We start from the raw sequence: 26925 nt of genomic DNA, 5'->3' as shown, positions 1-26925 counted from the left end.
TCAAGATGAGGTGAGACAGATGAGAAAAAAATTAGTTGGAATGATGGCCTTGGTGATGTTAATGTCCATAGTTATTCTGGCAGGTTGTGGTTCTTCCAAACCGGGTGGAGCCAATGCTGGAACTAGCGCGAATCAGGAAGAGAAAAAGGACGAGCTGGTGTTAGCTTTTGGGTCTGAACCCGAAGCAGGCTTTGATCCAACGACAGGCTGGGGGCGCTACGGCTCGCCGCTTTTCCAAAGTACGCTCCTAAAAAGAGATGACGAGCTGAACATTGTCAATGATCTTGCAACAAGTTATGAAGTTAACCAGGATGGTTTGGTTTGGACAGTCAAAATCCGCGATGATGTTAAATTCTCGGATGGTCAGCCTTTAACGGCTGCTGACATCGTCTTTACATTTGAAACAGCAACTAACAATGGTTCAGTTGTGGATCTTAATAGTATGAGTAAAGTAGAGGCTGTGGATGATTACACCGTCAAATTTACGTTGAAAGCGCCTCAATCTACTTTTGTTAATACACTCATAGCAACCGGAATTGTTCCTAAACACGCATATGGTAAAGACTACGCCGAGAATCCCATTGGTTCTGGACCCTATCAGCTTGTGCAATGGGATAAGGGACAGCAGCTGATTGTTCAAGCGAATCCGGAATATTACGATAAAGCGTCGTATTTTAAGAAAATAACATTCCTATTCCTGAATGAGGACGCCGCGTTTGCTGCTGCTCAAGCAGGAACCGTAGATCTTGCTTATATACCAGCTGCATTTAGTAACCAGAAAGTAACCGGCATGAGGCTGGAATCTGTTCAAACGGTTGATAACCGTGGAATCGCGTTTCCATATGTGAAATCTGGCAGTGTTACGGAAGACGGTTTACCTATTGGTAATGATGTCACTGCAGACCCAGCCATTCGTCAAGCTATTGATATGGCTGTAGATCGTAAAGCTCTGGTTGATGGCGTCTTGGAAGGACAAGGAACACCAGCTTATACTTCTGTAGACGGTCTTCCTTGGTGGAACCCGGAAACTGTCATCCAAGATGGAGACATGGAAGGTGCCAAGAAGCTGCTGGAAGAAGCCGGATGGAAGGACACTGACGGGGATGGAATCAGGGAGAAGGATTCCTTGAAAGCCGAATTCACTTTGTACTACTTAGCAAGTGATACCATCAGGCAATCTCTGGCGATATCGGTTGCGGATATGATGAAGCCGCTAGGAATCAATATCAAGTTAGAGGGCGGAAGCTGGGATGTCATCGGCAAGAATATGTATTCAAGCCCTGTACTGATGGGCTGGGGAAGCCATGATCCGCAGGAAATGTACAATATTTACAGCAGTGAAACCGCAGGGATCGATTATTATAACACCGGCTATTATTCGAATAAGAAAGTTGATGAATATTTCGAGAAGGCCCTTCATGCGAAGACCGAGGAAGAAGCGATTGAGTTCTGGAAAAAAGCTCAATGGGATTGGACTACGGGCCTCAGTGGTAAAGGTGATGCCGCTTGGGCGTGGTTAGTCAATATTAATCATCTGTACCTTGTGAAGGATGGATTGGATATCGGAGATCAAAGGATTCATGTTCATGGACACGGCTGGCCTGCAACCGATAATATCGTAGAATGGAAATGGACGAAATAAAGGTGCGTAAATTAATAGATCGCAAGCTTGGAATATATATTTTGCGAAAAGGATTTCGGATGGTTACTTTATTGGTAGCCATCTGTTTCATATCCTTTTTGTTAGTGAAAAACTCTCCGATTGATCCTATTCAAGCTTACATTGGCGCAGATATGCTGAAGGTTAGCCCTGAGCAGCGTGCCAAAATCACTGAATATTGGGGACTGGACCAGCCTGTCATGGTGCAGTTCTATCACTGGGGTTCTGCCGTTCTATCCGGTGATCTGGGAACCTCCATGATCTATCGCCGTCCGGTTATAGAGGTTATTGGTGAACGATTCACGAATTCCCTTGCGTTGATGTTATCTGCTTGGGTTCTATCAGGCGTGATTGGTTTTGTTATGGGTGTTTTAGCAGCCATGAAGAAGGGGACCTGGATCGATCGTTTAATCAAATGGTACTGCTTCACCCTGGCTTCAACTCCTACCTTCTGGATGGGACTTCTGGTTCTTATCGTTTTTGCTGTGTGGCTGGGATGGTTCCCTGTTGGCATGGGGGTACCTGCCGGTGTTCTTGCCGAAGATGTGACATTGCTGGATCGAATTCAGCATCTTATTCTGCCGGCGCTGACCCTTAGTATTGTCGGTATTGCTAATGTGGCTCTTCATACACGGGAAAAGCTGATTGACGTTCTGGCCAGTGATTATGTTTTATTCGCCAGGGCAAGAGGGGAACAAGGTATGGTGTTGTTCTGGAGACATGGCTTACGAAATGTTGCCTTGCCTGCTATTACGCTGCAGTTTGCTGGGTTCAGTGAGTTGTTTGGCGGAGCGGTATTGGCTGAGCAAGTGTTCTCGTATCCCGGGTTAGGACAGGCAACGGTAGAAGCAGGGCTACGGGGAGATGTTCCGCTGTTATTAGGAATTGTCATTTTCACAACAATATTTGTTTTTGTAGGAAACTTACTTGCGGATATAAGCTATCGTGTACTTGATCCACGAACAAGGGAGGGGAGATAGGTATGAATATCATGCCGAAGAAATTCCCTCTGAATCATAAGCAATGGGCGCTTGCAAAGATTATCCTGTCCACTTTGTTACTTGCACTTGTCATTATAGGAGGTCTATTCCTCGACGAAGGAAGAATTGTAACGAACCTGACGGATCGGAACTCTCCACCATCCCTGGAGCATCTCTTCGGTACGGATTGGCTTGGACGAGATATGTTCACACGCACGATCATGGGGCTTACTCTAAGTATAGGTGTTGGGCTGATCGGGGCGCTTGGAAGTGCCTCAATTGCAATGTTCCTGGGGATGGCAGCGGCAACCATGGGCAAGAGGGCTGACCGGCTGATTTCTTGGTTCATTGATCTGTTTCTAAGTGTACCTCACCTTGTTACCCTGATACTTATCGCTTTCACATTAGGCGGGGGATTCAAAGGCATTGTCATCGGATTAACATTGACCCACTGGCCGAGTCTGGCAAGGGTCATTCGGGCAGAGGTTATGCAGATTCGGTCTGCGGATTATGTCCATGTCTCTCGGCGGATGGGAAAGAGCCGCTGGTGGATTGCCTTGCATCATATTGTCCCCCATATTATCCCGCAATTTTTGGTCGGCTTCATGCTGTTGTTTCCCCATGTTATTTTGCATGAGGCGGCTGTGACGTTTATCGGCTTAGGTTTGTCTCCGCATGAGCCAGCGATCGGTATCATTCTGTCCGAGTCCATGAAATACTTATCTTCAGGGATGTGGTGGTTGGCGTTCTTCCCGGGACTTTGCTTATTGATCATCGTGAGAATGTTTGATCAGATTGGGGAGAATATCCGACTGCTTACATCTTCTGATAGCAATCGTGATTAAGGAGATTCATTGCGTTTCATAGAAAGAGGAGTTAAGAAATGTCAATTCTTGAAGTGAACCATTTATCAGTCTCTTTTAAGCAATATACAGCTGGACTTAAACAGAGCCAACATAAGGTCATATCCGATTTAAATGTATCCCTTGAAGCGGGTGAGATTCTTGCCGTCGTCGGAGCAAGCGGTTCAGGTAAAAGCTTGCTCGCCCATGCGATCCTGGGCATATTGCCAGCCAATGCAAGTGTCAGTGGTGTCATGACATATGAAGGGGAAGAGCTGACCCCTGCTCGGCAGAAGGCTCTGAGAGGGAAGGAGATTGCACTTGTCCCTCAATCCGTCAATTATCTGGACCCGCTGATGAAGGTAGGCAAGCAAGTGCGTACCTCCGCGCGAAACGGAGATGCTGTACAAGCTCAGCGAAAAGTATTTGAACGCTTCCATCTGGGACGGGAGGTAGAGCGTTTGTATCCATTTCAGTTATCCGGTGGTATGGCGAGGAGGACGCTGCTATCAACTGCGATGGTAAGCGGAGCGAAGGTCATCATTGCAGATGAGCCTACGCCCGGTCTGGATCCTGTTGTCATTAAGGAAGCGCTGAGCCATTTTAGAGAGTTTGCCAACCAGGGCTGTGCAGTCATGTTGATTACCCATGATATTGAGTCTGCACTGCAGATTGCTGATAAAATAGCGGTATTCTATGCTGGCACGACCGTCGAAATCGCGAGAGTAGAAGATTTTGCAGGTCAAGGGGAGGCGATCAGACATCCTTACAGCAAGGCTTTATGGCGTGCTTTACCCCAGAATGATTTCGTTCCCATTACAGGGTCCCAGCCTCATCCCAGCGCATTGCCGCCGGGCTGCTTATTCGCCCCCCGCTGTGGAATGGCGACACCTGAATGCATGCTAGCACAGCCGGAAATGCGGCCGCTCAGGGATGGAATGGTGAGGTGTATCCATGCAACTTAAAGCAAACAATATCGGATTTCATTATGAAAATGGTCCATGGTTGTTTCGGGGAGTGAATTTATCCGTAGAACCAGGAGAGATCGTAGGCATTGCTGGTCCGAGCGGACGAGGAAAGACAACATTATGCCGAATACTCTCCAGTTATGAAACTCCTTTGGAGGGATTCGTTACTTTTAACGATTCTCCGTTACCCGATAAGGGATATCATCCTGTACAGATGGTTCTTCAGCATCCGGAGAAAGCGGTAAATGCCAGATGGAAAATGCATAGCATACTGAATGAAGGATATCATCCTGATGCAGAATTGCTAGAAATTCTGGGGATCGAGCAGGAGTGGTTAACACGCTGGCCCCACGAGTTATCCGGGGGAGAGCTGCAGCGTTTCTGTGTTGCCCGCGCCTTAGGACCGAGTACTCGGTTTCTCATTGCAGACGAGATGACCACCATGCTCGATGCGATTACACAAGCGCAAATCTGGCAGGCGGTGACAGAAATTGCTCAGAAGCGAGAGATGGGCATTATCGTTGTTACCCATGAAGCGAAGCTGATGCAAAGACTTTGCGATCGTGTCATTGAATTATAGCGTAACTGTAGAACGATCTACAGACTCAGAAAAATCGCCCTTGGGCTAAATGGAAGCGACAAGCATCCGTCTAGCCAAGGGCGATTTTGATTATCTGATTATTCTAATTCTTCTGTCCCGCGTTCCGATCTTGTTCATGCTGAGTAACTTTTTCATGAATTTCAGATTCTAATACTTGTACAAGGTCATCTTCTAGTTTCTGTTGCGGCTGGGGATGAAACCACTGGATTTCTCCGTTGTGAACGAATCCTTTGTACTCTTCACCTTGCACTATCAGAGAAAATTGCTGACGCATATGAGCGGTATCTTCAAATACAGGTTTTATCTCCAGGTCTTGAATGTCCTTCGTAATTCCATAGTGCCTCATTAAGGAGTAAATGGTGGACTCAATATCTTCCGCTTTCTCTTCACCAATCATCTGCTTGGGGTGAGGGTTAAGCCACATAATTTCATCGTTGTGGAAATGTCCCTTGAACTCATCGCCATCCACTTTGAAGGTGAATGCAAGTCGCTCATGCACACGATCTTCAAACAGGGTTTCAACTTCAAAATCCTCAAGTTCATGCTGGACATTCTTGTCTTCAGTCATATTGTGTCTCCTCTCAAGAAAGTTCAGTTATTAGTTGCCTATTATAAAGGTTTTTGTTCCAGTATGTCCAATTAAATGGCAAAATAAATGGAAATCGGTCTTTCTTAGTATAAAGATAGGACAATATGAACTGAAGGCAGACGCCAATTGTATTAATATTTACGCAATGAACTCGGAGTACGATGATTCCATTTCTCGCTAAGGATGGCATGACATTGGTTTACGATCCGCTCAATGGTTTGGGTCGTGTTGGCCTGAATTCGCAGACAAAATCCCGGGATTGATACCTCTGATATCCCAAATGTAAAGTCGGCTTCTACGGACTTAACCGCATCATATAACTCATCGAGGAGCGCAGCATCCATTTGTTCGCTAATCGCAATCATGGAGCCTAGATGGGTATAGCCTTCCATGAATCCGAGGCCTGATATTTTCTGCTGCTGCGGTACTAACTTCAAGTGATCATATACGCCAAGCTTCCCATCCCAATAAATCTCGGTCACCAGCTGGATGGTGTCATAGCTGAATTTTTCCCCGCTTGGTGACCAGCCTGGGGTGAGGATATCGGTATATAGAAAAGTGGCTCCGGGCTCCATATAGACAACCGTTTTCTGTTTATAATGCGCGTGCTGATATGCAATCAGTGGGTCGGGAAGATATTCTAAGTAACTGCCCTTCTTCAAGTTGATTTCAGTCTCCTGATAGGCATGACTTTTAGGCGTTTTATATATTTTTGTTGCTGATTGTGTGGTTAAAGTAACTCTCGACCCTTCATCTGCCGAGAACTGCATCTTGTATCGGTCACCGTCTAAGTAACCACCGCCGGGATTAAGAAGGTAATAGCAGACCTGTCCCGAATCATCGGCATATATCGGCCGCATCACTTTGAATGCACCCTGGAAGTACACTCGCTTGGCAACGGTCTTCCCCTTGCGGTCCTCCAGGTCTAAAGATAAAGAGCCAGTCCAATCGTTCATATTACTCTAAACCTTTTAGTAAAGCATGCTGTCTAATCCAGTCCATCACATCAGGAAGACCCTCATTATTTTTTAAATTAGTAAAAAAGAAAGGTTTGTCGCCGCGGAATACCTTGGTATCACTTGCCATCACATCGAGACTGGCACCGACATATGGAGCAAGGTCGGTTTTGTTAATGATGAATAAGTCAGATTTAATCATCCCTTGTCCACCCTTACGAGGAATTTTCTCGCCTTGCGCAACGTCTATAATATATATCGAGAAGTCAACAAGTTCAGGACTGAACGTAGCAGCAAGATTGTCGCCGCCACTCTCAACGAATATAAGTTCCACATCAGGATGACGCTCAACTAACTGATCAATCGCCGCGAAGTTCATGGAGGCATCTTCACGAATGGCGGTATGAGGACACCCGCCCGTCTCTACACCAATGATACGATCCTCGGGAAGAACCCCATTTTGAATTAAGAATTTGGCGTCTTCTTTTGTGTAAATATCGTTTGTGACTACCGCCATTTTAATTTCATTTGCCAGATGCCGGGTCAGTTTTTCTACAAGCATCGTTTTACCTGCTCCAACAGGTCCTCCAACACCGATTCGAATTGGGTTCATTAAACACACTTCCTTTATACATTTTGTTGGTAATTAGGACATAAATATTCTGATATTCACTCGTTCGTGTTTCATTTGAGAGAGTTCAATTCCTGGAGACACAACGCCGAAATCCTCGATTGTGAGCGCCTTGATTCGCTCTACAGCTTGCTTTAATTCGGGTATAAACTGATGAATAATCATTTGACCTGCTGTTTGTCCAAGGGGGATGGCTCGTACCGCATTTTGGACCAGACTGGAAATCGCAGAGTACAAATAATAGAGGATGGTATCTTCTTTGATTACGGCAAGCCCGTGGGCTACCATCGTAAAGACAACAGCAGGGTGGCCGAATGCATGCTTGTTTCTTATTTCATCTCTGTATTGCGTTAAGATAGGGAAGCCGTATATGGACTCGGTCAGCTTCAACATCCTGTCGCCTATCATTTGTGTGCCTTCACGTGTTTCCCTTGGCAAGTTCTGGACTGTTAACAGGCGGTCCAGGTGCCAGATTTGCTGCAGATCATCATTCATCAAAGCTTCGCAAACAAGCTTGGAGGCAAGCCCGTCGGAATAGACGAGCTGCTCATGTAAGTATGCTTTCAACCACTCCAGCATTGTTTCCTGATTATGCACCTTATCTTCTTGTATATAGCTCTCCAAGCCGAAGGAATGGCTGAAAGCGCCAGTAGGAAAATTAGAATCGCATAATTGAAACAAAGAGAGAAGCTGGTTATTCATGACTATGGCCTATATGGCGGAATGCCTGTTTCACTTTTCGATCTTCTCGCCCATAAGGAATTTCAAGCTGTTGGAGGAGTTCTTCAACCAGATAATCATATTGAACCAGCATTTCATCGTTTTCAAATTGAGCTGGAAGATGGCGGTTGCCGAGCTGGTGGGCGATGGTGCCCATTTCCTTGATGCTTCTAGGCTTGATGACAAGAAGATCATCGGACAGAACATCAATGACAATCATGTTCTTATCGTCCATATAGAGAACATCACCGGCTACAAGATCCCGGGGTTCAAGCAAGCGAATACCGAGCTCGTTGCCATGGTCTGTTTTGACTCGCTGAATGCGCTTCATTAAATGCGCGCTCTCCAGGTACACTTTTTCCATATGTCGTTTTTCAATTTCGCTACGATCCATTTGTTCCAGATTGGTTACTATTTTCTCAATGATCAAAGTCGCTCACCTCAGAATAAGAAATAACGCTGAGCCATCGGTACGATATCGACCGGTTCGCATGTCAGCAGTTCACCGTTTACTTTTACTTCATAGGTTTGTGGATCTACTGTAATTTCGGGTGTTTCCGAATTTAACTTCATGTTTTTCTTCGTTAGTGTACGAATTCCACCTACGGGCAGGATGATTTTTTCTAATCCGAGCTTTTCGTGGACCCCATCGTCATAAGCCGCTTGGGATATAAAAGTTGCCGAGCTTCTGGCTAAGGCCTTTCCAAACTGGGCATACATTGGACGATGAATATATGGCTGTGGCGTCGGAATCGAAGCGTTGGCATCGCCCATTAAGCCTGTAACCGCCATGCCGTTCTTAAGCACCATCTCAGGTTTTACCCCAAAGAACTTGGGATTCCATAGGACTAAATCAGCCATTTTCCCAATCTCAATAGAACCTACATGTTCTGAAATACCATGTGTAATGGCAGGGTTAATGGTGTATTTGGCAATATAGCGCTTCGCCCGGTTATTATCTGCATATTGGCTGTCGCCACTTAAGAGCCCGCGTTGTCTTTTCATTTTGTCGGCAACCTGCCATGTGCGCAGTGTAACCTCTCCGACACGTCCCATCGCTTGGGAGTCCGAGCTAACCATGCTAAAGACGCCCATGTCGTGCAGGATATCTTCAGCTGCGATAGTCTCTTTTCTAATTCTAGAATCTGCAAATGCAATGTCTTCTGGTACAGAAGGATTTAAATGATGGCAAACCATGACCATATCAAGGTGTTCGTCAATCGTATTTACCGTATAAGGGAGGGTAGGATTCGTTGAAGAAGGCAGAATGTTCAGATAGCCGGCAGATTTGATCAAATCCGGGGCATGGCCACCGCCTGCGCCTTCTGTATGGTACATATGAAGCACTCGATCTTTAACAGCGGCCATGGTATTTTCCATAAAGCCACTTTCATTCAATGTATCGGCGTGAAGGGCAACTTGAATATCGTATTCATCCGCTACTCGCAGAGCATAGTCCAGTGATGAACCGGTAGCTCCCCAGTCTTCGTGAACTTTTAATCCGATGACTCCTGCTCTGACTTGCTCGGCTAATGGTTCGACGGAAGCTGCATGACCTTTACCCGTAAATCCAATATTGATCGGTAGGCCTTCGGCAGCTGCAAGCATTCGGTGTATATTCCATTCGCCCGGGGTTACCGTCGTAGCTTTGGACCCTGCGGCAGGACCTGTACCGCCTCCGATTAGAGTTGTTGTACCCGATGTTAACGCCACTTCTACTTGTTTAGGATTTATAAAGTGAACATGCGTATCGATGGCTCCGGCTGTTACAATTAATCCTTCACCTGCAATGATTTCCGTGGAAGCACCGATTATAATATCGATGTTATCCGTAATGAGAGGGTTTCCACTTTTACCGATTCCGAATATTTTTCCATCACGAATGGCTAAGTCGGCTTTGCAAATTCCGGTGTAATCCAAAATGATAACGTTGGTAATGACTAGATCGGGCACGCCGTCACTTCGGGTTGCAAGAGGATGCTGGCCCATGCCGTCTCTTATGACCTTGCCTCCGCCAAAGACAACTTCTTCTCCAAACGATGTGTAATCTTTTTCGATTTGAATAAATAGCTCTGTATCTGCTAGACGGATCGAATCACCCTTCGTTGGACCATACATTTCAGCATACTGCCTACGGGACATTCTAAAGCTCATTTGGAATCCTCGCTTTCTAATTTTCCATCTACTTTGTTGTTGAACCCATACACACGGCGTTCTCCTGAAAAATTAATTAGCTGTATTTCCTTTTCGTCTCCGGGTTCAAAACGCACGGCTGCTCCAGCAGGAACATTGAGTCGCTTGCCATATGCCTCCTGCCGATTAAACTCTAGGGCTTCATTGACTTCATAGAAGTGAAAGTGTGAACCTACTTGGATTGGGCGATCTCCAGTGTTTGTAACCGAAATGGTAAAAATTTCGCTACCCTCGTTACAAATAATGTCTTCGTCTCTTAAAACATATTCTCCCGGTATCATATGAAGGCTCCTTTCTAGTTATCGTATTGGGCTATGAACGGTTACTAATTTAGTTCCATCTGGAAAGGTTGCTTCAACTTGTATATCTTCAATCATTTCGGGTATTCCTTCCATACAATCGTCTCTGGTCAAAATGGAAGCACCATACTCCATCAGCTCAGCGACGGTTTTCCCGTCTCTCGCTCCTTCGATGACTTCATAAGTGATGAGAGCGACAGCTTCGGGATGGTTTAATTTCAACCCTCTGTCTTTTCTGCGCTTGGCTAGATCGGCTGCAACTACGATCATGAGCTTGTCAATTTCTCTTGGCAATAAATTCATAGCAACACCCTCCTAAGAATATTCACGAACGACAAGAACCCTCCATTCAGAGAGAAAGGAGGGTTCTTCAATTAGAAAAATTATAGATTCTATATATAATTTTTCTAGACGGATTATTTCTTCTTCTCTCTGAAGTCTGATATTTCGCCCAACTAGACTAATCTATCATAAATACAGACCAAGATAAAGCAATTTATTAAAGCTCATACTTTTATAAGGTATCCAAGCTACAGGGGTACCCACCTCTGCTAATCGGATGTATAATCATGGAAGAAGTTCATAACAACCAGTGACCCGGCCTAAGATGAGGAAGTATCTAAGGCCGGGTCGTTTCGTAAATGCAGCAATATGGGTTCGAAACACCATGAGAGCCCCTAATTAGAACAGAAAACAGGAGGGAATTATGATGCGTACAGTTAAATCGCCTGGAGGCTCTATTTATCCTTATCATTATAAGGACGGGGAAATACATTGCCTTAAGTACGGCAGTTTCTTTCAGAACCATGCTGCTTTGTTTGATTTGTTTAAGGCAGAAGAGGACTTTATTAGAAACACAAAACGCAGATTAAGGATATGGGTCGACTTTTATGAGACCAACATATCTGAAGAAGTATTAACCAAATTCCTGGCAAGCATCAACCGTATAAATGATCATATTTTAAAAATATCGATAGTGGGATTATCTTTTTTTGATATATGGCGACTGAACAGATTAAGCAAAAAGTTGGGGATTAGTTCTAATTGTTCCATTCGATATTACAAAGATCCGGAGGATGCAAAAACTTGGCTTGTCAGTGAATAAGGCTCAATATAAGAAGGTTAAAAGTAAAAGTTACGATGGGGGCGGGCGCTAATTATTATCAATCTAATCATAGTCATCTTCATAGTCGTAATGATGTTCTATTATTATAGGATTCCGCGAAAGGACGTAATTATCACTAGCGATATTCCTGGATCGTATATGATTCTAACTCCCAATAGGATGGACATCCAGCCTCATTATGAATGTGCAGCTTTTTCAAGCGCATATGTTCTGAGACATTTAGGTATCGAAGCCGACGGTAACGAGCTTTATAAACAATTTCCGAGAAAGCTGGCCGATGGAACGGTTACTCCTAAAGGCATCCTAATATTTTTTAAAAAGCGTGGTTACGATGCGTTGTTTTACCGCGGCAACCTTCATACGCTAAAGAAGCATATTAGCCAAGGTGTGCCAGTTATTGCGTTTATAAGGGTTTCTCCTAAACAGAGGTATCTACACTTTGTACCCGTGATTGGGTATGACCAAGAATTCTTTTACTTGGCAGACTCTTTGGAGCACACCATTAACTGCAAGGAAACCAGCTATAATCGAAAAATAGGGATTCGTGATTTTGAGATACTGTGGAGGACCTGGGTTCCTTTTTGTAAAAACACGTATATCGTGATACATAAGAGCGTTTCGTAAACTTCTATTTCTTATAACAGAGTACTTTCATGATGATATTAGGCAAATCCAGTAATCTATCTTATCGCACTCCTGGAGGATTATGATATGAAAATCATACAGGCAGAGGAAACAGACTTAGGTGAGATTCTAGACCTACAGCATCGATCATATCAAAGCGAAGCAGAGATTTATAATGATTATGCCATCCAACCGTTAGAGCAGACGCTTCACGAATTGATAGAAGAGTACACCAGTCAACTCATTCTAAAGGCGGTATTGGATCATAGGATTGTAGGCTCCGTTAGAGCGTATGAATTTGATGGAACTTGTATGGTTGGAAAACTTATCGTTGATGGAGACTACCAGAACAAGGGGATTGGGACAAAGCTCATGAATGAAGTCGAGGAGAGTTTTTCACATTGCAGAAAATTTGAATTATTTACAGGACATAAGAGTGAACGAAACTTATATTTGTACAATAAGCTCGGCTATCGAACATTTAAATCACTTGTTATAGATGAAAATCTAACCTTAATTTATCTGGAGAAGTATAAGGGAGGGTAATTCATGAATGACAGATCAAGAAGAGAGTGGGAGAAGCTGAGAATCGAAGGAAAGAGTCATTTTGTCATACAAAGCGGTGTTCTGAGATGGGGGTTGAGTACAGCTATCCTCTATACGCTTTATCTTCATTTATTGGAGAATGGATGGACTCTAAGTGGCAACATTATATCCAAAGCGGTACTAGCTTTTATCTTGTTTCCAATCGGTGGGTACTTCTGGGGGCTCTGGGTGTGGAGTTGGCAAGAGAAAAAATATAGGCAGAGCAGCGAATAGTGAGAAAGAACTATTAGGATAATCCACCGCCCAGGACAGTACAAATAGAGGAGGCATCAAGGATGCATGCTGTTTTTCAGCCTTTAACCCGGCATCTTGTTCTAACGGGTGACTTAAAGACGGATATTCAATTGTTCTTGTCGGCGAATCAGTGTCCAAATACAGCAAAGCACTGTATGGATGTCGGAGCAGAGGCCAGGAGGATCGCTTTGATGTTTAACGCAGATCCTGCTGTAGCAGAAATAGCCGGTTGGCTGCACGACATCAGTGCAGTTTTTCCAAACGATGAGAGGATAGACGTAGCAAAACAGCTAGATATTGAAGTATTGCCTGAAGAAGAAATCTTTCCAATGATTATTCACCAGAAGATATCCAAGGTTATGGCGAAAGAGATTTTTAATATTACGGATCAGGATATCCTGAACGCCGTTGGTTGTCATACTACATTACGATCCAATTCCTCATTGCTGGACCGGGTATTGTTTGTAGCTGACAAGATTGCCTGGGATCAGGAGGGAAGTCCGCCTTATATCGATGATCTGAATAGAAATTTGGAGGTGTCTTTAACGCATGGGGCATTTGCATATCTTCATTTTCTGTGGGAACGCAAAGAGACCCTGAAAGTCATTCATCCATGGTTAAGAGATGCCTATGAAGAGTTGAAGGATAAAGTGCAACTCGTGTAGGGGTTCGTGAGAAGAAACAAAAGATTAAGGAGACTGATTGTGAGCTTGGAATATGTAATCAATGATGCCTGTACTGTCAATGAAGTTCAAGAAGTCTTTATGAGATCGGGGATCAGAAGACCAGTAGGTGATACCGACCGGCTGCAAAGAATGATAGACCATGCCGATGAAATCATAACAGCAAAAGATGGAGACAGATTGGTAGGATTCTTAAGGGCTATCACTGACTACTCCTATTGCTGTTATGTATCAGACATTGCAGTAGATAAAGACTATCAAGGGCTAGGAGTTGGAAAAGAACTAATACGACTACTGAGGAGCAAATTAGGAGAGGAAGAAGTTCAATATGTGCTCACATCAGCTCCGAAAGCTCTAGGATTTTATGAGAAACTCGGGTTTGAAAGAAATCATAATGCATTTGTATTAAGAAGAAAAAAGAATTGAAGGTATTGGTGATCCAGATATAAACATCAATTAAACAATTTAGAGAATCAATACATATTCTAACCATGGAGGAAGTAAAGCAGATGAGGCTGGTTGGACTTCGGGTGGTTTGTGAGGGCGACCAATATGTTAACGAGATCCCTAAAGCTTCCATTCTTCTTAAAAGCCGGCTTTCTGAAATCAAGGAAGTTGCCAACCCAGTCCGATTAGTTGGAGCTTTCATTGCGGGAGACTATTCGGAAGCGGAAGACGGCTATTGGGTTTGTGTAGAGGTAAAGGATGTTGTTGAAGTACCGGAAGGCATGGTATCTGTAATAATTCCGGAACAGAATTATGCTGTCATTAGACATACAGGACCAAATCATGAGATTAGGCACACATATGAAACTTTGCATCAATGGATGAGGGAGAACGGATATGAAAGAAAACTAAGAGCCTGGCATTTGGAAATAACGGAAGAGTGGGATGTACTTGATGAAAGTAATGTAAAGGTTGATTTATACGACACGATCCAATAATTCTTATGGTAAAAAAACACTGGAGGCGGTATAAATGTCTGAGCAAAATGTCGTCAATATGGAGAATTTATGGACAACAAGAACAGAACGCCTGGGTAATCGACTGCTTATCGGAGTGCAGAACCAACTTCCACAATCGTATGAAGAAGAACAGCAATTGTTTGCCACTTTGGAAGCCAGAAGAAGTGAGATTCAGAACCTAACCAAGGATCATAATACATATATGGTGATCCATGACGATGGTTCGCGCATGACAGTAGCTAGGATGGTAAGTCGTGTAAGCGATGTGCCTGCAGGGATGGTTTCATTGGCGCTGCCTGAAGAAGAATATGAAGTATTCCGGTTTGAAGAAAAGTATATTTGTACATTTTGGCAGTATTTTTGCGATCACGAACATCAGAAAAAATATGGCATCAACACCGTGAAGGCAAGATTTGAAACTTTTAATGATACCTTGCAGCCAAATGGAATAACAGAAATTTACTATCCGAAAGAATGATTGAAGGAGGGATTTTATGGCTACTTGGATGCTTGCAGCTTCTCTAATCTATCAAATCATTATCGTAGTTTTGGTGGTATTGTTTTTTATTGGTTTATATCGATTCGTATCCAGATTAATCCAACATACCAAAAATACAAAAGAAAGTTTACGAAGATTAGAGGAGAAAGTAGACAAACTGCAAGAAGAACTCAATAATATCAATAAATGAATTTTTAATACAGGAATGGGTGAACAACGAGATGGCTGTAAACTTAGTTAAACCCTCAGCGGAATTTAAAGACGAGTATTTATCCTTTTATCAGGACTGGAAGGATAGTCAAGAAGATATGGTGCCTTGGGTAATAGATCGAGATCCCGGAGATTTTGATGACATGCTTCAGTTTCTAAACAACAATGAACAAGGTGTTAATATCCCTGATGGATGGGTCAAGGATTCCACCTATTGGTTGGTTACAGAGGCTAATCGAGTCGTTGGGGCAGTCAATATCAGGCACCAGCTAAGCGAAAAGTTGTTTAATGCAGGTGGTCATATCGGATACGGAATTCGGCCTTCTGAAAGGCAAAAAGGATATGCAACACAATTATTGTCTTTAGCATTGGAAAAGGCAAAGGACTTAGGCATAAATAAAGTTCTGGTAGTATGTGATGCGGACAACACTGGATCAAAAAAAACCATACTAAAGAACGGCGGGATTCAAGATATCGATTATATTGAAGAGGATGGAAACATAGTAAATAGATTTTGGATATCTGTTTAGTACGAATGGAACGATATAGCCAAGCCAAGGCAAAGTAGGAGTCATGAGGGCAAGGGTTCACCCAATGTTTGGGATATATGCCCCGACCCCATGACTCCCCCCGTTTTTTTATCCTATATTCACGTGCTTAGAACTCCTATGCCACATCAGTTTGATCCACTTTGTAGAATGAAAGGTAACCCAATAATAGGCCGATGAGGCAGAGTGTAATTGGAATAGCAAGGAATTGGAACAAGCTGGTTGAACTGCTTCCGTCAGTCACCGTTGAATTAATGATGAAACCAATGATGACAGCCGACGTAATTGTGGATGCTGTCGACTTTTTGCGCATGCCGAACCACAGAGGAATCAGACTGATTCCAGCGATCATGAAGGCATTGATTACGGTGGCAGGAATTTGAGTTATTATATCGGCTACATGTACCGGAGATTCAAATAAACCGATCATCGGATTCAAGAAATACGTTAATACGCTGATCACAAACGTCGTTATGATGATGCTCATAAAACAAAAAACAAAGACAATCGATAGCTTGGCCTGGAGGATTTTTTTTCGCTGCAGCGGATAAGTGAATAACACTTGGATCATCTTACTCTTGTATTCGTCAATGACTAAACGAGATAGAATGACACTTGAGAAAATAGTAAACGTGATTCGAATCAAAATATCCGACAAAGACATGAATTCAGCAAAATTCATCGGTTCGTTCTCACTTTTAGAACCCCATGACATTAGCGTCACAGCAACAAAAATAGCCACAATACATATAGCTAATCCTTTAAGATAGCTGGATAAGTTGTTTTTTTGCCATTCCAGTCGAAATAATTTAAGCATATCGTTGACCCCCATGAACGAGTTTGATGAAGTAGTTTTCGAGCGATTCGGTTTGTTGTCTTCGAATGTCCTCCATCTTGACCTCATTTAATAATTTCCCCTGATGAATAATACCAATGGTATCAGCGATTGATTCGATTTCAGATACGATATGACTCGAAATTAATATGGTCGTTCCGTGATTTTCTTTTAACATCAGCAGAAGCTCCCGAATATCCTTAATGCCGATCGGATCCAGTCCGTTGATTGGTTCATCGAGAATGAGAATATCAGGCTTCGTCACAATCGCCCGCGCAATCCCTAACCGCTGTTTCATACCCAGTGAGAATTCATGGATTTTCTTCTTCCCCACTCCGGACAACCCTACGATTCCCAGTGCTTCCTTGATCGCTTTCTTATCCTGATAACCAATGTATTTACAATGAAGCTCTAAATTTGCTTCTGCGGTTAGGCGATCGTAAAACACCGGGTATTCAATGATGCTGCCGATTCTTCGCAAGTATTCAACGGATGATGGCAAAATGGGCTGATTGAATACTCGAATTTCACCAGATGATGGCTTGACCAGATTTAACAACATTTTCATGATGGTGGTTTTCCCGGCTCCGTTCGGACCTAAAAAACCATAAATTTCTCCTTTGGTTATGTTCATATTGACGTTACTGATGGTTTCTGTACCTTTAAATGTTTTGCAAACTTGATGGGTTTGAATGACGGTTTCCACTCCGAGTTCCTCCTGATTCGAATTGATGTGCTACACTCAGCTTAAAGAGTGAAAGTAAAAATAAAGTAAACGCTGTGGAAAAAACTCGTAATATTATTCCTGGAGTAAACTCGTAATCTATAAAAATAGGGTAAGATAGAAATTGATTCGAGGATTAAGTTTTGAAGTGAGGGAGAATTCATGGAATCTGCTGCTATATTAGCTGTCGATGATGAGATTGGCATTTTGAAGTTATTGGAGATTACACTACGAAAAGAGAATTTTACGAATATTGATACAGAAATCTCCGGTAAAGGTGCACTGCAGCGTATTAGAGAAAAGGCATATGATATGATCCTGCTCGATATTATGCTTCCGGATCTAAGCGGATTTGAGCTTTGTATGGAGATTCGAAAACATACGAACGCTCCGATTATTTTTATTAGCGCACGCTCAACTGATTTCGATAAATTAACAGGATTAGGAATCGGCGCAGACGATTATATCACCAAGCCGTTTAATCCCATGGAGGTTATTGCCCGAATCAAGGCGATCCTGCGCCGGCAGAGGCTTACGGAGAATACATATCAACTTCATACAGCTAATACAGCGTATGATTATGGGTACTTCTCTTTTCATCCGGATTCGGCCACGTTAACCGTGAAGCATCAACCGGTTGATTGCACGGCAAAGGAGCTTGAGCTGCTGCATTTTTTTTGCAAGCATCCGAATCATATTTTTACAACGGCCCAGCTTTACGAATTGGTATGGGGAAATGATGCGTTCGGGGAAGAGAAAACGGTCACCATCCATATTGCCAAGCTGCGTAAAAAGCTCGGTGATGATACCCGGAAACCCAAAATCATCGTAAATTTACGGGGAATCGGTTATAAGTTCATTCCTCCAAATGAGGCATCGCTATGCGAATAAAAACTCGGTTTACGATTCACTTGACATTAGGACTCACCCTGTGGCTTCTTGGAACGGGGATTTTTATTGTTATATTGACCGAAGGTCTGCTTCCGTCGCTTGGCTATCAAATCAGTATAGATGACGAAGGTCTTATCGTAGGAGTGACCTTCGGAGCCAGCGCGCTGCTATGCATTGCTTTGTTTGGATGGTATTTTGGCGGTCCGCTCGGTTTCATCATGGCTTGGATCCATCAGCTCTCACAAAATAATTACAAGCAGCCTGATGATCATATGTCCAAAATAGTGAACCGCAAAGGAAAACTGCGCATGCGGTATCGCCTATACAAGGAAGTGCTCCAGCATCTTCAATCCTTGAGTGGCATCTTGCAGGCGAACGAAATCGAAAGAGCTCAGATCGAAGAAGCCAAGCAGGAATGGATTGCAGGGATTTCCCATGATTTGAAGACACCGTTAACCTATATCAGGGGATACTCTGCACTTTTATTGAATGAGCAGTACGAGTGGTCGAGGGAAGAGGCGAGTTCTTTCATTCGGGAAATCGATGACAAAGGAATGCATATGGAGGCATTGATACAAGATTTAAGCTTGGTTACGCAGCTCAATCGTGTCGACGGCACTCTGCCATTACAGAAGACGAATCAAGATATTGTTGAATTTACAAAAAGAGTAGTTGCCGATATCAGCAATAGTCCGCAAGCCAGCAGATATCAGTTGCATTTTCAAACAGATCCGCCTGAAATGCATGTGGATTTTGATTCAAAATTCATGCAGCGCATCCTGCAAAATATGATGATGAACTCTATTATTCACAATCCTGAACATACGGATATCTATGTGCAAATAACCGATGCTGGAGAGCATGCTGTCATTCGGATCAGGGATAATGGAGTCGGGATGCCGAGCCATATGGTAGAGCACTTATTCCAGCAATATTACCGTGGAACGACCACGGACACTTCTTCAGACGGCACCGGACTGGGAATGGCTATCGTCCAGAAGCTGGTTCAGGCTCATGGCGGCACGATCACTGTAGAGAGCGAGCTCTCTCTAGGGACGACATTTACCGTGTTATTGCCGAAACAGAAGAGAATATGATAAGGGGAGATACCAATGAAGAAACTGCCAACCATTCCTTTAGAAAGGCTCATATTACGCCCATTCACTCTAGATGATGCAGCAGTCGTTCAAGGACTAGCAGGTGATCCATATGTTGCTGAGACGACATTATATATTCCGCACCCATACGAGGATGGGATGGCAGAAGCATGGATAAAATCACATAGTCATCAGTTTAATGAAGACCGGTCCTTGGAATTAGCCATTGTACACAAAGAGGAGAACGATGTAATCGGTGCAATCTGCATAGGGATTAATAGGAAGTTTGATCATGGTGAACTTGCATATTGGGTCGGAAAGAGGTACAAGAATAACGGTTATTGTACGGAAGCTGCAAAAGGAATCGTAAAATATGCATTTGATGATATGAAATTAAACCGTATTTTTGCCCGTTACCTAGGAAAGAATCCCGCGTCAGGTAAGGTCATGGAGAAGTTAGGAATGAAGTATGAAGGGATATTAAGGCAGCATGTTAAGAAGTCAGGTCAATATGAAGACCTGGTGTATTATGGTCTATTGAAGGATGAATTTGTATAAGAGAATAAATGACTTTCGTAATAGATTATATCATTCCTAGATGGTTAACAGTGAGTACGTCTTGCGCTTTGGTCTGGTAATAACTTCTCAGTTCGGAGGATTCTTTTCAGACGAGGAGGCGTTGCAGTTCGGGATCTTGGAGCATTCCGGTTTAACAATGTCCTCTCCAGCTTCCGACTCAGAAACATTGACGAGCTCTGAAGTTACGCTTGAATTGTTCTCGGGCACTAATTTTCAGGGATCTTTCCGTGTGTTCAGAGGAAGCCAGAATGTTGCGAACCTGGGTAACTTTAATTTTAACAATGTAACTTCTTCTTTCATCGTGGTTGGACGCAATCTGACCAATGCTGAAATTGCCCAAATTCAAAGCACCGCTAGACCGCCTCAAGACATTCTCGTAATCAGACAGTAATTCTGCGAGAACTAAGGATTATGAATAACTAAAAAGCAGCCCATTCCTCCTTAGAGGGTGGGCTGCTTTTGCTATATCAAAATAGCAACCAGGCGACATCTGCAGGATTAAGGAGATCATTTGGCATTTTAGCAGACGACGGGTTATATCGATGACACTAACATGACGTTAACAACATCTTGACAACATAAAAAATCATGTTATTCTAATACCGACAGACAGTCGGTCTATTGGAGGTGATTTCATAATGCGAGTCGTAAAAAAAGCTGAGGAACGTAAGAATGAAATCCTTGACGCAGCAGATGAGCTTTTCGCTCAGAAGGGGTTTGACGGCACAAGCACAAACGATATTCTCGAGAAGGTCGGAATAGCGCGGGGCACCTTGTATCATCACTTCAAATCGAAGGAGGATATTATGGATGCGCTGATCGATCGGTATAACGTTCATCTATTAGATGGGGCACAGGAAATCGCTAAAGATAAGAGCATACCTGTAATCGAACGCATTATTCGCGTTGTGATGGCACTGAACATAAGCAATGTCGAAAGCGGAAGCAGCAAGGAAATTATGGAGCATATCCACAAGCCTCAGAATGCGCTTATGCATCAGAAAATACAACAGGTCATCGTCAATGGAGTCCCGCCGATTCTGGCGGAGATCATTCGTGAAGGCATCGAGCAGGGGCTATTCAGTACTCCTTTCCCATATGAATGCATGGAAATGGTGGTGATCTATGCGAATACTGTGTTTGATGGTGATATGGTTACGATGACGGACGAGGATCGGGGATCGCGGATGCTGGCCTTTGTTTGCAACGTAGAGAGACTGCTCGGCGCAGAAAGTGGAAGCCTGATGGCCGTAATGGAAATGTTTGGTGGAGGGAGTGAACGCACCGATGAATAATCCGGGAAAGTCCTTTAGAAAATTTCTTCTCTTGTGGTCAGGACAGTTGGTTTCAACAATAGGAAACGGGCTTACTGCCTTTGGTCTGGGGATCTATGTGTTCCAGCAAACGGGTAAGGCTTCGGCCATGGCACTTGTAACCTTGCTAGCATTTATGCCTTCGCTTCTTCTAAGCGCATTTGCGGGAGTGCTGGCGGATCGCTATGATCGCAGACTCTTAATGATTTTAGGCGATAGCCTCTCCGCGATAGGACTTGTATTCATCCTCATCTGTATGCTTGGCGGAGAAGCACAGCTGTGGCAGATATGCGTGGGTGTTACCATCAGTTCAATATTTTCATCGCTGCTCGACCCTGCGTATAAAGCGACGGTTACGGATTTGCTTACAGAGGAGCAGTACACCAAGGCAAGCGGTCTTGTTCAGGTGGCGGGTTCGGCCAAATTTCTGATATCTCCTATACTTGCCGGGTTTTTGCTCACCGTTTCGGATATTAAGCTGCTGCTTGTCATCGATATCTGCACCTTTTTTGTCACCGTGGCTACTACTCTAGCTGTACGCAGCGGTCTAGCCTCAAAGACATACGAACAGACTAAGTCGTTTATCCACGAATTCAAAGACGGTTGGAATGCTGTTTCCAAAAACAGAGGTGTACTGGTTCTCGTGATCATGACATCGATTCTGACCTTTTACCTTGGAGTTATCGAAACGCTCTCTATACCGATGCTGCTAACTTTTACTGATAGCTCCGTCGTAGGAACGGTTGAAACTATTATCGCTTCAGGAATGCTTGTATCCAGTGTGGTGATAGGATTTCTTCCTATAAAAAAAGGTTATGTGAAAATTCTTTCGATTTCTCTGTTCTTTGTAGGATTGTTTATGGCTGGATTCGGATTTCGCGAAAACATTGTATTCATCTGTATATCCGGTTTTCTGTTCTTTGCGATGCTTCCGTTTGCCAACACGAGCCTAGATGTTCTGGTTCGGACCAATATCGACAATGCGGTTCAGGGCAGAGCGTGGGCGCTTATCGGAATCCTCTCCCAGATTGGATTTGTTGTCGCTTATGCGCTTTCGGGCTTGATGGCGGATTATGTGTTCACACCTTTATTAGTTGACGGGGGAGCGCTTGCTGACAGCGTGGGACAGATCATTGGCACGGGCGATGGCAGAGGATCAGGGTTTCTCATTATCATCGCAGGTATGCTGTTATGCGTGACTTCGGTCATTCTGTATCAATTGAGATCGGTTAAAATGCTTGAAAACAGGGGTGCCTTATGTATTTCAGAATAATTCGCAATGATATATCAAATAGCAAGCTCATCACGCTCACGACCATGATATTCGTTGCAGCAGCGGCGATGCTGGTTTCACTAGCGGCCGTACTTATCGTTAATTTATCCGGTTCTATACATACTTTAATGACACAAGCGAAGACCCCACATTTTATGCAGATGCATTCGGGTGACATCGATACTGCGCGACTGACAGCTTTTGCTAAGCAGCACGGCAATGTCGAAGATTTTCAGGTGGCTGAATTTCTCAACATGGACGGCGCACAGATCATATTAGGAGAGCATTCGCTTGTGAATAGCGTCCAGGATAACGGATTCAGCACACAGAGCAAGAAATTCGACTACCTGCTTGATCTGGACGGAAACATCATTCACGTTAACGACGGTGAGCTATATGTTCCCATAAGCTATATGAGGGACAATACGGCCAAGGTTGGCGACATTGCGATGATTAGCGGGAAGGAATTTACCATTGCCGGCTTCCTTCGCGATTCGCAAATGAATTCCAGCCTTTCCGCTTCGAAGAGATTTCTGATCAGTCAACAAGACTACGCAGAAATTAAAAACCTAGGCAGTATGGAGTATCTGATTGAGTTTAGATTGAAGGATATGTCGGAGCTCCGCACATTTGAAGCGGCCTATGCTGCCGCAGGGCTTGAAGCGAACGGACCAACGGTTACATATACACTTTTCAAAATGATGAACGCCCTTTCTGACGGAATGATGATCGGGATTATTCTTCTGGTTAGCGTTCTTATCGTTGTGATTTCGTTGATGTGCATACGCTTTACCCTCCTTGCCAAAATCGAAGACGACTACCGCGAGATTGGTGTCATGAAGGCCATAGGGCTGCGTGTATCCGACATCAAGAAGATCTATCTTGCAAAATACGCAGCGATTGCTGCAGCAGGGAGTATGCTGGGGTTTGCACTTTCGCTTGTTTTCAAAGGCATGCTTCTTGAGAACATAAGACTTTATATGGGGGAAAGCCACAATTCCTCCTATGCCTCGCTGTTTGGAATCATCGGCATACTGCTTGTATTTCTGGCTATTATCGCTTATGCAAACAGAGTTCTGAAACGCTTTCGGACCATATCCGCTGCGGAAGCTATACGTTACGGCACTGCACAGGAAAAAAACACAGGCACCAATCGGTTTAACTTGAGTGGAAACAGGCTGTTCAGCACGAATGTTTTTCTCGGTATCAAAGATGTTCTCTCAAGAAAAAGGTTATACGTTACAAGCCTGATCGTGCTGGTGATTTCCGCATTTATCATCCTGGTGCCTCAGAACCTGCACAATACGATCTCCTCCAAGAGTTTCATTCAATATATGGGGATCGGAAGCTACGATATGCGTGTTGATATTCAACAAACCGACCATATTTCGGAAAAAACAGCTGAGGTACTACATACGATGAATAGCGACCCTGCCATTACCAAGGCAGCAGTCCTTACAACCAAATCCTTCAAAGTCAAAACAGGAGATGGATCTGTGGAAAATATCAAGATCGAGCTCGGCGACCATTTGATATTCCCTATAGCATATGCCAAGGGCAAAGCACCCGCTGAGGACGAAATTGCACTTTCGGCTATGAACGCCGATGAGATGGGTAAACAGGTTGGCGATGCCATCACGGTGGTGATCAATGGGAAGGAGAAAGCTCTCACGGTAAGTGGAATCTACTCCGACATTACCAACGGCGGCAAAACCGCAAAGGCTGTTTTCACCGACGATACGGCGGACATAATGTGGAGTATTGTCAGTGCCGAGCTTTCAGATAAAGCTCTGGTCCATGAGAAGGTTTCCGCTTATGCGGAAAGGTTCGATTATGCAAAGATTTCAGACGTTGATGAGTTTGTTTCGCAAACGTTCGGTTCGACCATAAGCTCCGTTAAAAAAGCGGCCAAAGCCGCAGTTATCGTCGCGCTGATCATCATGGTTCTGGTTACCTTACTGTTTATGAAAATGCTTGTTGCCAAGGACAGACATGCTATCGCTGTTATGAAGGCGTTCGGTTTTACAAACTCGGATATGAAGATGCAGTATATCTCGCGCTCAGTCCTTGTTCTGATTGTTGGAATCATAGCCGGAACCATCCTTGCCAACACGGCCGGAGAGATGCTTGCAGGTGCGGCGATCTCCTCGTTCGGAGCGTCGATGTTTCGTTTTGAGATCGATCCGCTATCGGCGTATCTGTATAGTCCAATGATGATGATCGGCTCGGTACTTATCGCAACCGTGATTGGTGTTTCCAGCGTTGGACAGATTAATATATCCGAGAATATGAAGGAGTAACCTTAACCTATGAAAAAATTAATTATCGGCGATCATATCGTAAAATCCTTCGGCGAAGGTGATGAACAGCGACATGTACTGGACGGCGTGTCCGCCTACATTAACGAGGGCGAGTTTGTTGCAGTTATGGGACCTTCAGGCTCTGGAAAATCAACGTTAATGTTTGCACTAAGCGGGACTGATGGCGTGAATGGCGGGACGGTTGTCTTTGACAATCAGGATTTATCGGCTGCCTCGGAGAATGAGCTTTCTGATATACGCAGAACCAGCATGGGATTTGTGTTCCAGCAGCCCACGATGCTTAAGAATCTCAATATCCTCGACAACATCATTCTTCCGTCTATGCGGGATCAGCGAAAGAACGCTGCATCCTTAACGAGAAAAGCAAGGGCACTTATGAAAAGAGTAGGGATTGCAGAGCTCGAAAAGCGCGATATTACCCAGGTTTCGGGAGGACAGCTTCAGCGTGCGGGAATCTGTCGGGCGCTGATGAACAGCCCAAGAATTATCTTTGGAGATGAGCCTACGGGTGCGCTCAATTCCAAATCCGCGCAGGAAATCATGGACATTTTCTCTGAAATCAACGAGGAAGGTACTGCGGTCATGCTTGTAACGCATGATGCCAATGTGGCTGCGAGGACGGAGCGAATTATGTTTATGCGCGACGGGAGCATTGTCAGCGAACTCCAGCTTCCCAAGTTTGACGGAACGGATATGGATCGCAGGGTAGAGAGTGTAACGGCGAAAATGCTGGAAATCGGAATATGATATTTAATTAATTGTGTAAAACCCCTTCGTTTAAGGACGAAGGGGTGCTTTATCGTGAATGGGCGTTAAGATGAACAGGTTACTTAGATGGGCTACTTATATACATGTTCCGGTACACAGCTGGCGTGAGGTTCTCGAACTTTTTGAAGGTTTTGATGAAATAGCCCGTATCGCAGAAGCCTAAATCATCGCTCACTTGATGGATCGGCGAATCGGTTGATTCCAGCAGCTGCTTAGCCCATTCAATCTTGAGCCTGGCGATGAAGACGGAGAAATTCTCTCCCGTTTCTTTTGTAAAGATGCGGCTGAAGTAGCTTGGACTAATATGGCATAGCTTAGCCATCTCTTTCAGGCTGAAACTCTCATGTTTGTGTGCAAAAATGTAATCAAACGCAGGTTGAAGGATAGTGTTCGAAGAGACGAATCTTTGAGCACCATTCTTCAATTTGGTATCGATCAGCGCCCCTGACAGCTCATGCTGGATGGATTGGATGTTGCGTACGGCTCGATTGGGCTCATGATGAAAGGCTTCCATGGAAGCTGGCGTATCCGTGCCGGAAGTGAGCACCTTTTTGTATAAATCGATCGTGGTATGCTTGTGAATGGCTTCTTCTACAATATAGGTGCTTAATTGCAGCAGCAGATCCACGCACTTCGTAACTTCATCGTAGGATAAGACGGGCAGCGCATCATAGTGCTCCTCGAGTTCCTTGAATTTTCGATTGGACTCGACGTTAGGTGGCCGTGATACAATCTGTTCCAGCATCGGAGCGTCGGGTTCACGAAGCTTGAGCTGTCCGGCCATAATTGCACCTAGATACTGGTTATCTATAATGATGGGGATAGCAATATCGATAATATTAAAGTGGCATAAATAGATATAGGGCTTGTTCAGCCGAACGGCTTCAATGCCCGCACGGGCATCACATTTTTGACAGTATTGCGAGAGATGGGCATCTTGGCGTACGCCATGACAGAAGGGCTGACAATAGCTGTGTTTGGTTACGGGTACACCTTTGTAATCAATCGTAAGAATCGCCATTTTGGTAACGAGCGATAAGGAATCCTGCAGCTTCTCCCATTTCTCCAAATCAATGATTTCTTCTAAATCGAACCGGGATTTGGACATGACGATGTTCTCCTAAAAAAGTTATAGTAGTTCTACTGAATATTATATCGAATGATTCTATTATAGGACAAGATAATACAAT

General features: G+C 44.1%; 33 protein-coding genes and 1 pseudogene. 23 read left to right on the top strand and 11 right to left on the bottom strand.

The window, feature by feature from the left end:
• The first annotated feature begins 19 nt into the window (after positions 1–19).
• The 5 genes from ABEQ74_RS06385 to ABEQ74_RS06365 are packed head-to-tail and all read left to right on the top strand — an operon-like array spanning position 20 to position 5030.
• Positions 20–1642: an ABC transporter substrate-binding protein gene (locus ABEQ74_RS06385; RefSeq protein WP_430120541.1), complete on the top strand. Its 1623-nt coding sequence runs from the start codon at positions 20–22 to the stop codon at positions 1640–1642.
• A 2-nt stretch (positions 1643–1644) separates the two neighbouring features.
• Positions 1645–2640, top strand: coding sequence for an ABC transporter permease (locus tag ABEQ74_RS06380; RefSeq protein WP_430120539.1), 996 nt, complete (start codon positions 1645–1647; stop codon positions 2638–2640).
• 2 nt (positions 2641–2642) lie between these two features.
• A complete protein-coding gene (locus tag ABEQ74_RS06375) occupies positions 2643–3485 on the top strand; it encodes an ABC transporter permease (protein ID WP_430120537.1) in 843 nt (280 codons plus the stop codon).
• 38 nt (positions 3486–3523) lie between these two features.
• Positions 3524–4447 (top strand): ABC transporter ATP-binding protein, encoded by a 924-nt coding sequence (locus tag ABEQ74_RS06370; protein WP_430120535.1) that lies wholly within the window; start codon positions 3524–3526, stop codon positions 4445–4447.
• Positions 4437–5030, top strand: a complete 594-nt coding sequence (locus ABEQ74_RS06365) for an ABC transporter ATP-binding protein (RefSeq protein ID WP_430120533.1) — start codon at positions 4437–4439, stop codon at positions 5028–5030. The genes ABEQ74_RS06370 and ABEQ74_RS06365 overlap by 11 nt, the downstream gene beginning before the upstream one ends.
• Before the next feature lie 103 nt (positions 5031–5133).
• Here the strand turns inward: ABEQ74_RS06365 and ABEQ74_RS06360 are convergent, their stop codons facing one another.
• The 8 genes from ABEQ74_RS06360 to ABEQ74_RS06325 all read right to left on the bottom strand — a co-directional run bounded on the left by ABEQ74_RS06360 (position 5134) and on the right by ABEQ74_RS06325 (position 10742).
• Complete coding sequence (locus tag ABEQ74_RS06360; protein ID WP_430120531.1) at positions 5134–5619, bottom strand: hypothetical protein; 486 nt, start codon at positions 5617–5619, stop codon at positions 5134–5136.
• Between the two features lie 152 nt (positions 5620–5771).
• Positions 5772–6596 (bottom strand): urease accessory protein UreD, encoded by an 825-nt coding sequence (locus ABEQ74_RS06355; RefSeq protein WP_430120529.1) that lies wholly within the window; start codon positions 6594–6596, stop codon positions 5772–5774.
• 1 nt (position 6597) lies between these two features.
• A complete protein-coding gene (ureG, locus tag ABEQ74_RS06350) occupies positions 6598–7209 on the bottom strand; it encodes an urease accessory protein UreG (protein ID WP_430120527.1) in 612 nt (203 codons plus the stop codon).
• Between the two features lie 33 nt (positions 7210–7242).
• Positions 7243–7929, bottom strand: a complete 687-nt coding sequence (locus ABEQ74_RS06345) for an urease accessory protein UreF (protein WP_430120525.1) — start codon at positions 7927–7929, stop codon at positions 7243–7245.
• Complete coding sequence (gene ureE, locus ABEQ74_RS06340; protein WP_430120523.1) at positions 7922–8377, bottom strand: urease accessory protein UreE; 456 nt, start codon at positions 8375–8377, stop codon at positions 7922–7924. The genes ABEQ74_RS06345 and ureE overlap by 8 nt, the downstream gene beginning before the upstream one ends.
• A gap of 11 nt (positions 8378–8388) precedes the next feature.
• Positions 8389–10101 carry an urease subunit alpha gene (gene ureC / locus ABEQ74_RS06335; RefSeq protein ID WP_430120521.1) on the bottom strand — a complete coding sequence of 571 codons (1713 nt, stop codon included), beginning with the start codon at positions 10099–10101 and terminating at the stop codon, positions 8389–8391.
• Complete coding sequence (locus ABEQ74_RS06330; RefSeq protein WP_430120519.1) at positions 10098–10421, bottom strand: urease subunit beta; 324 nt, start codon at positions 10419–10421, stop codon at positions 10098–10100. The genes ureC and ABEQ74_RS06330 overlap by 4 nt, the downstream gene beginning before the upstream one ends.
• 18 nt (positions 10422–10439) lie before the next feature.
• Complete coding sequence (locus ABEQ74_RS06325) at positions 10440–10742, bottom strand: urease subunit gamma (RefSeq protein WP_053492406.1); 303 nt, start codon at positions 10740–10742, stop codon at positions 10440–10442.
• A 406-nt stretch (positions 10743–11148) separates the two neighbouring features.
• On the opposite strand from ABEQ74_RS06325, the gene ABEQ74_RS06320 reads away from it, so the two are divergent.
• From ABEQ74_RS06320 to ABEQ74_RS06275, 10 genes are all read left to right on the top strand, one after another.
• A complete protein-coding gene (locus tag ABEQ74_RS06320) occupies positions 11149–11544 on the top strand; it encodes a hypothetical protein (RefSeq protein ID WP_430120517.1) in 396 nt (131 codons plus the stop codon).
• A gap of 90 nt (positions 11545–11634) precedes the next feature.
• Positions 11635–12189, top strand: a complete 555-nt coding sequence (locus ABEQ74_RS06315; RefSeq protein ID WP_430120515.1) for a C39 family peptidase — start codon at positions 11635–11637, stop codon at positions 12187–12189.
• Positions 12190–12276: 87 nt separating this feature from the next.
• Positions 12277–12735, top strand: a complete 459-nt coding sequence (locus ABEQ74_RS06310; RefSeq protein WP_430120513.1) for a GNAT family N-acetyltransferase — start codon at positions 12277–12279, stop codon at positions 12733–12735.
• 3 nt (positions 12736–12738) lie between these two features.
• A complete protein-coding gene (locus tag ABEQ74_RS06305) occupies positions 12739–13008 on the top strand; it encodes a hypothetical protein (RefSeq protein ID WP_430120511.1) in 270 nt (89 codons plus the stop codon).
• Positions 13009–13070: 62 nt separating this feature from the next.
• Positions 13071–13694 carry a bis(5'-nucleosyl)-tetraphosphatase (symmetrical) YqeK gene (yqeK, locus tag ABEQ74_RS06300; protein WP_430120509.1) on the top strand — a complete coding sequence of 208 codons (624 nt, stop codon included), beginning with the start codon at positions 13071–13073 and terminating at the stop codon, positions 13692–13694.
• Positions 13695–13733: 39 nt separating this feature from the next.
• Positions 13734–14138: a GNAT family N-acetyltransferase gene (locus ABEQ74_RS06295; RefSeq protein WP_430120507.1), complete on the top strand. Its 405-nt coding sequence runs from the start codon at positions 13734–13736 to the stop codon at positions 14136–14138.
• Positions 14139–14203: 65 nt separating this feature from the next.
• Positions 14204–14656, top strand: a complete 453-nt coding sequence (locus tag ABEQ74_RS06290; RefSeq protein ID WP_430120505.1) for a GyrI-like domain-containing protein — start codon at positions 14204–14206, stop codon at positions 14654–14656.
• 34 nt (positions 14657–14690) lie between these two features.
• Complete coding sequence (locus tag ABEQ74_RS06285) at positions 14691–15155, top strand: GyrI-like domain-containing protein (protein ID WP_430120503.1); 465 nt, start codon at positions 14691–14693, stop codon at positions 15153–15155.
• A 16-nt stretch (positions 15156–15171) separates the two neighbouring features.
• Positions 15172–15366 (top strand): DUF4083 family protein, encoded by a 195-nt coding sequence (locus ABEQ74_RS06280; protein ID WP_430120501.1) that lies wholly within the window; start codon positions 15172–15174, stop codon positions 15364–15366.
• Between the two features lie 31 nt (positions 15367–15397).
• Positions 15398–15916 (top strand): GNAT family N-acetyltransferase, encoded by a 519-nt coding sequence (locus ABEQ74_RS06275; protein ID WP_430120499.1) that lies wholly within the window; start codon positions 15398–15400, stop codon positions 15914–15916.
• Between the two features lie 136 nt (positions 15917–16052).
• On the opposite strand, the gene ABEQ74_RS06270 is transcribed toward ABEQ74_RS06275, so the two are convergent.
• Positions 16053–16751, bottom strand: a complete 699-nt coding sequence (locus ABEQ74_RS06270; protein WP_430120497.1) for an ABC transporter permease — start codon at positions 16749–16751, stop codon at positions 16053–16055.
• Positions 16744–17475, bottom strand: a complete 732-nt coding sequence (locus ABEQ74_RS06265) for an ABC transporter ATP-binding protein (RefSeq protein WP_430120495.1) — start codon at positions 17473–17475, stop codon at positions 16744–16746. Before ABEQ74_RS06265 ends, ABEQ74_RS06270 begins: the two co-directional genes overlap by 8 nt.
• Before the next feature lie 180 nt (positions 17476–17655).
• On the opposite strand from ABEQ74_RS06265, the gene ABEQ74_RS06260 reads away from it, so the two are divergent.
• From ABEQ74_RS06260 to ABEQ74_RS06225, 8 genes and pseudogenes are all read left to right on the top strand, one after another.
• Positions 17656–18384 carry a response regulator transcription factor gene (locus ABEQ74_RS06260; protein ID WP_430120493.1) on the top strand — a complete coding sequence of 243 codons (729 nt, stop codon included), beginning with the start codon at positions 17656–17658 and terminating at the stop codon, positions 18382–18384.
• Positions 18375–19481 (top strand): sensor histidine kinase, encoded by a 1107-nt coding sequence (locus ABEQ74_RS06255; RefSeq protein ID WP_430120491.1) that lies wholly within the window; start codon positions 18375–18377, stop codon positions 19479–19481. The genes ABEQ74_RS06260 and ABEQ74_RS06255 overlap by 10 nt, the downstream gene beginning before the upstream one ends.
• Positions 19482–19496: 15 nt before the next feature.
• The gene (locus tag ABEQ74_RS06250; protein ID WP_430120489.1) at positions 19497–20039 is read left to right on the top strand and encodes a GNAT family N-acetyltransferase; all 543 of its coding nucleotides are present in this window, start codon (positions 19497–19499) and stop codon (positions 20037–20039) included.
• A gap of 99 nt (positions 20040–20138) precedes the next feature.
• Positions 20139–20451, top strand: a pseudogene (locus ABEQ74_RS06245) (hypothetical protein).
• 247 nt (positions 20452–20698) lie between these two features.
• A complete protein-coding gene (locus ABEQ74_RS06240) occupies positions 20699–21355 on the top strand; it encodes a TetR/AcrR family transcriptional regulator (RefSeq protein ID WP_430120487.1) in 657 nt (218 codons plus the stop codon).
• Positions 21348–22646 carry an MFS transporter gene (locus ABEQ74_RS06235; protein ID WP_430120485.1) on the top strand — a complete coding sequence of 433 codons (1299 nt, stop codon included), beginning with the start codon at positions 21348–21350 and terminating at the stop codon, positions 22644–22646. The genes ABEQ74_RS06240 and ABEQ74_RS06235 overlap by 8 nt, the downstream gene beginning before the upstream one ends.
• The gene (locus tag ABEQ74_RS06230; protein ID WP_430120483.1) at positions 22631–24946 is read left to right on the top strand and encodes an ABC transporter permease; all 2316 of its coding nucleotides are present in this window, start codon (positions 22631–22633) and stop codon (positions 24944–24946) included. Before ABEQ74_RS06235 ends, ABEQ74_RS06230 begins: the two co-directional genes overlap by 16 nt.
• A 9-nt stretch (positions 24947–24955) precedes the next feature.
• The gene (locus tag ABEQ74_RS06225; protein ID WP_430120481.1) at positions 24956–25714 is read left to right on the top strand and encodes an ABC transporter ATP-binding protein; all 759 of its coding nucleotides are present in this window, start codon (positions 24956–24958) and stop codon (positions 25712–25714) included.
• Between the two features lie 79 nt (positions 25715–25793).
• Here ABEQ74_RS06225 and ABEQ74_RS06220 read toward each other — a convergent pair whose 3' ends face one another.
• The gene (locus tag ABEQ74_RS06220; protein ID WP_430120479.1) at positions 25794–26843 is read right to left on the bottom strand and encodes a PocR ligand-binding domain-containing protein; all 1050 of its coding nucleotides are present in this window, start codon (positions 26841–26843) and stop codon (positions 25794–25796) included.
• Positions 26844–26925 lie beyond the last annotated feature (82 nt).

Source organism: Paenibacillus solani, assembly GCF_050475945.1.
Lineage (GTDB): Bacteria > Bacillota > Bacilli > Paenibacillales > Paenibacillaceae > Paenibacillus_AQ > Paenibacillus_AQ solani_A.
This window is presented reverse-complemented; position numbering and strand designations above follow the sequence as displayed.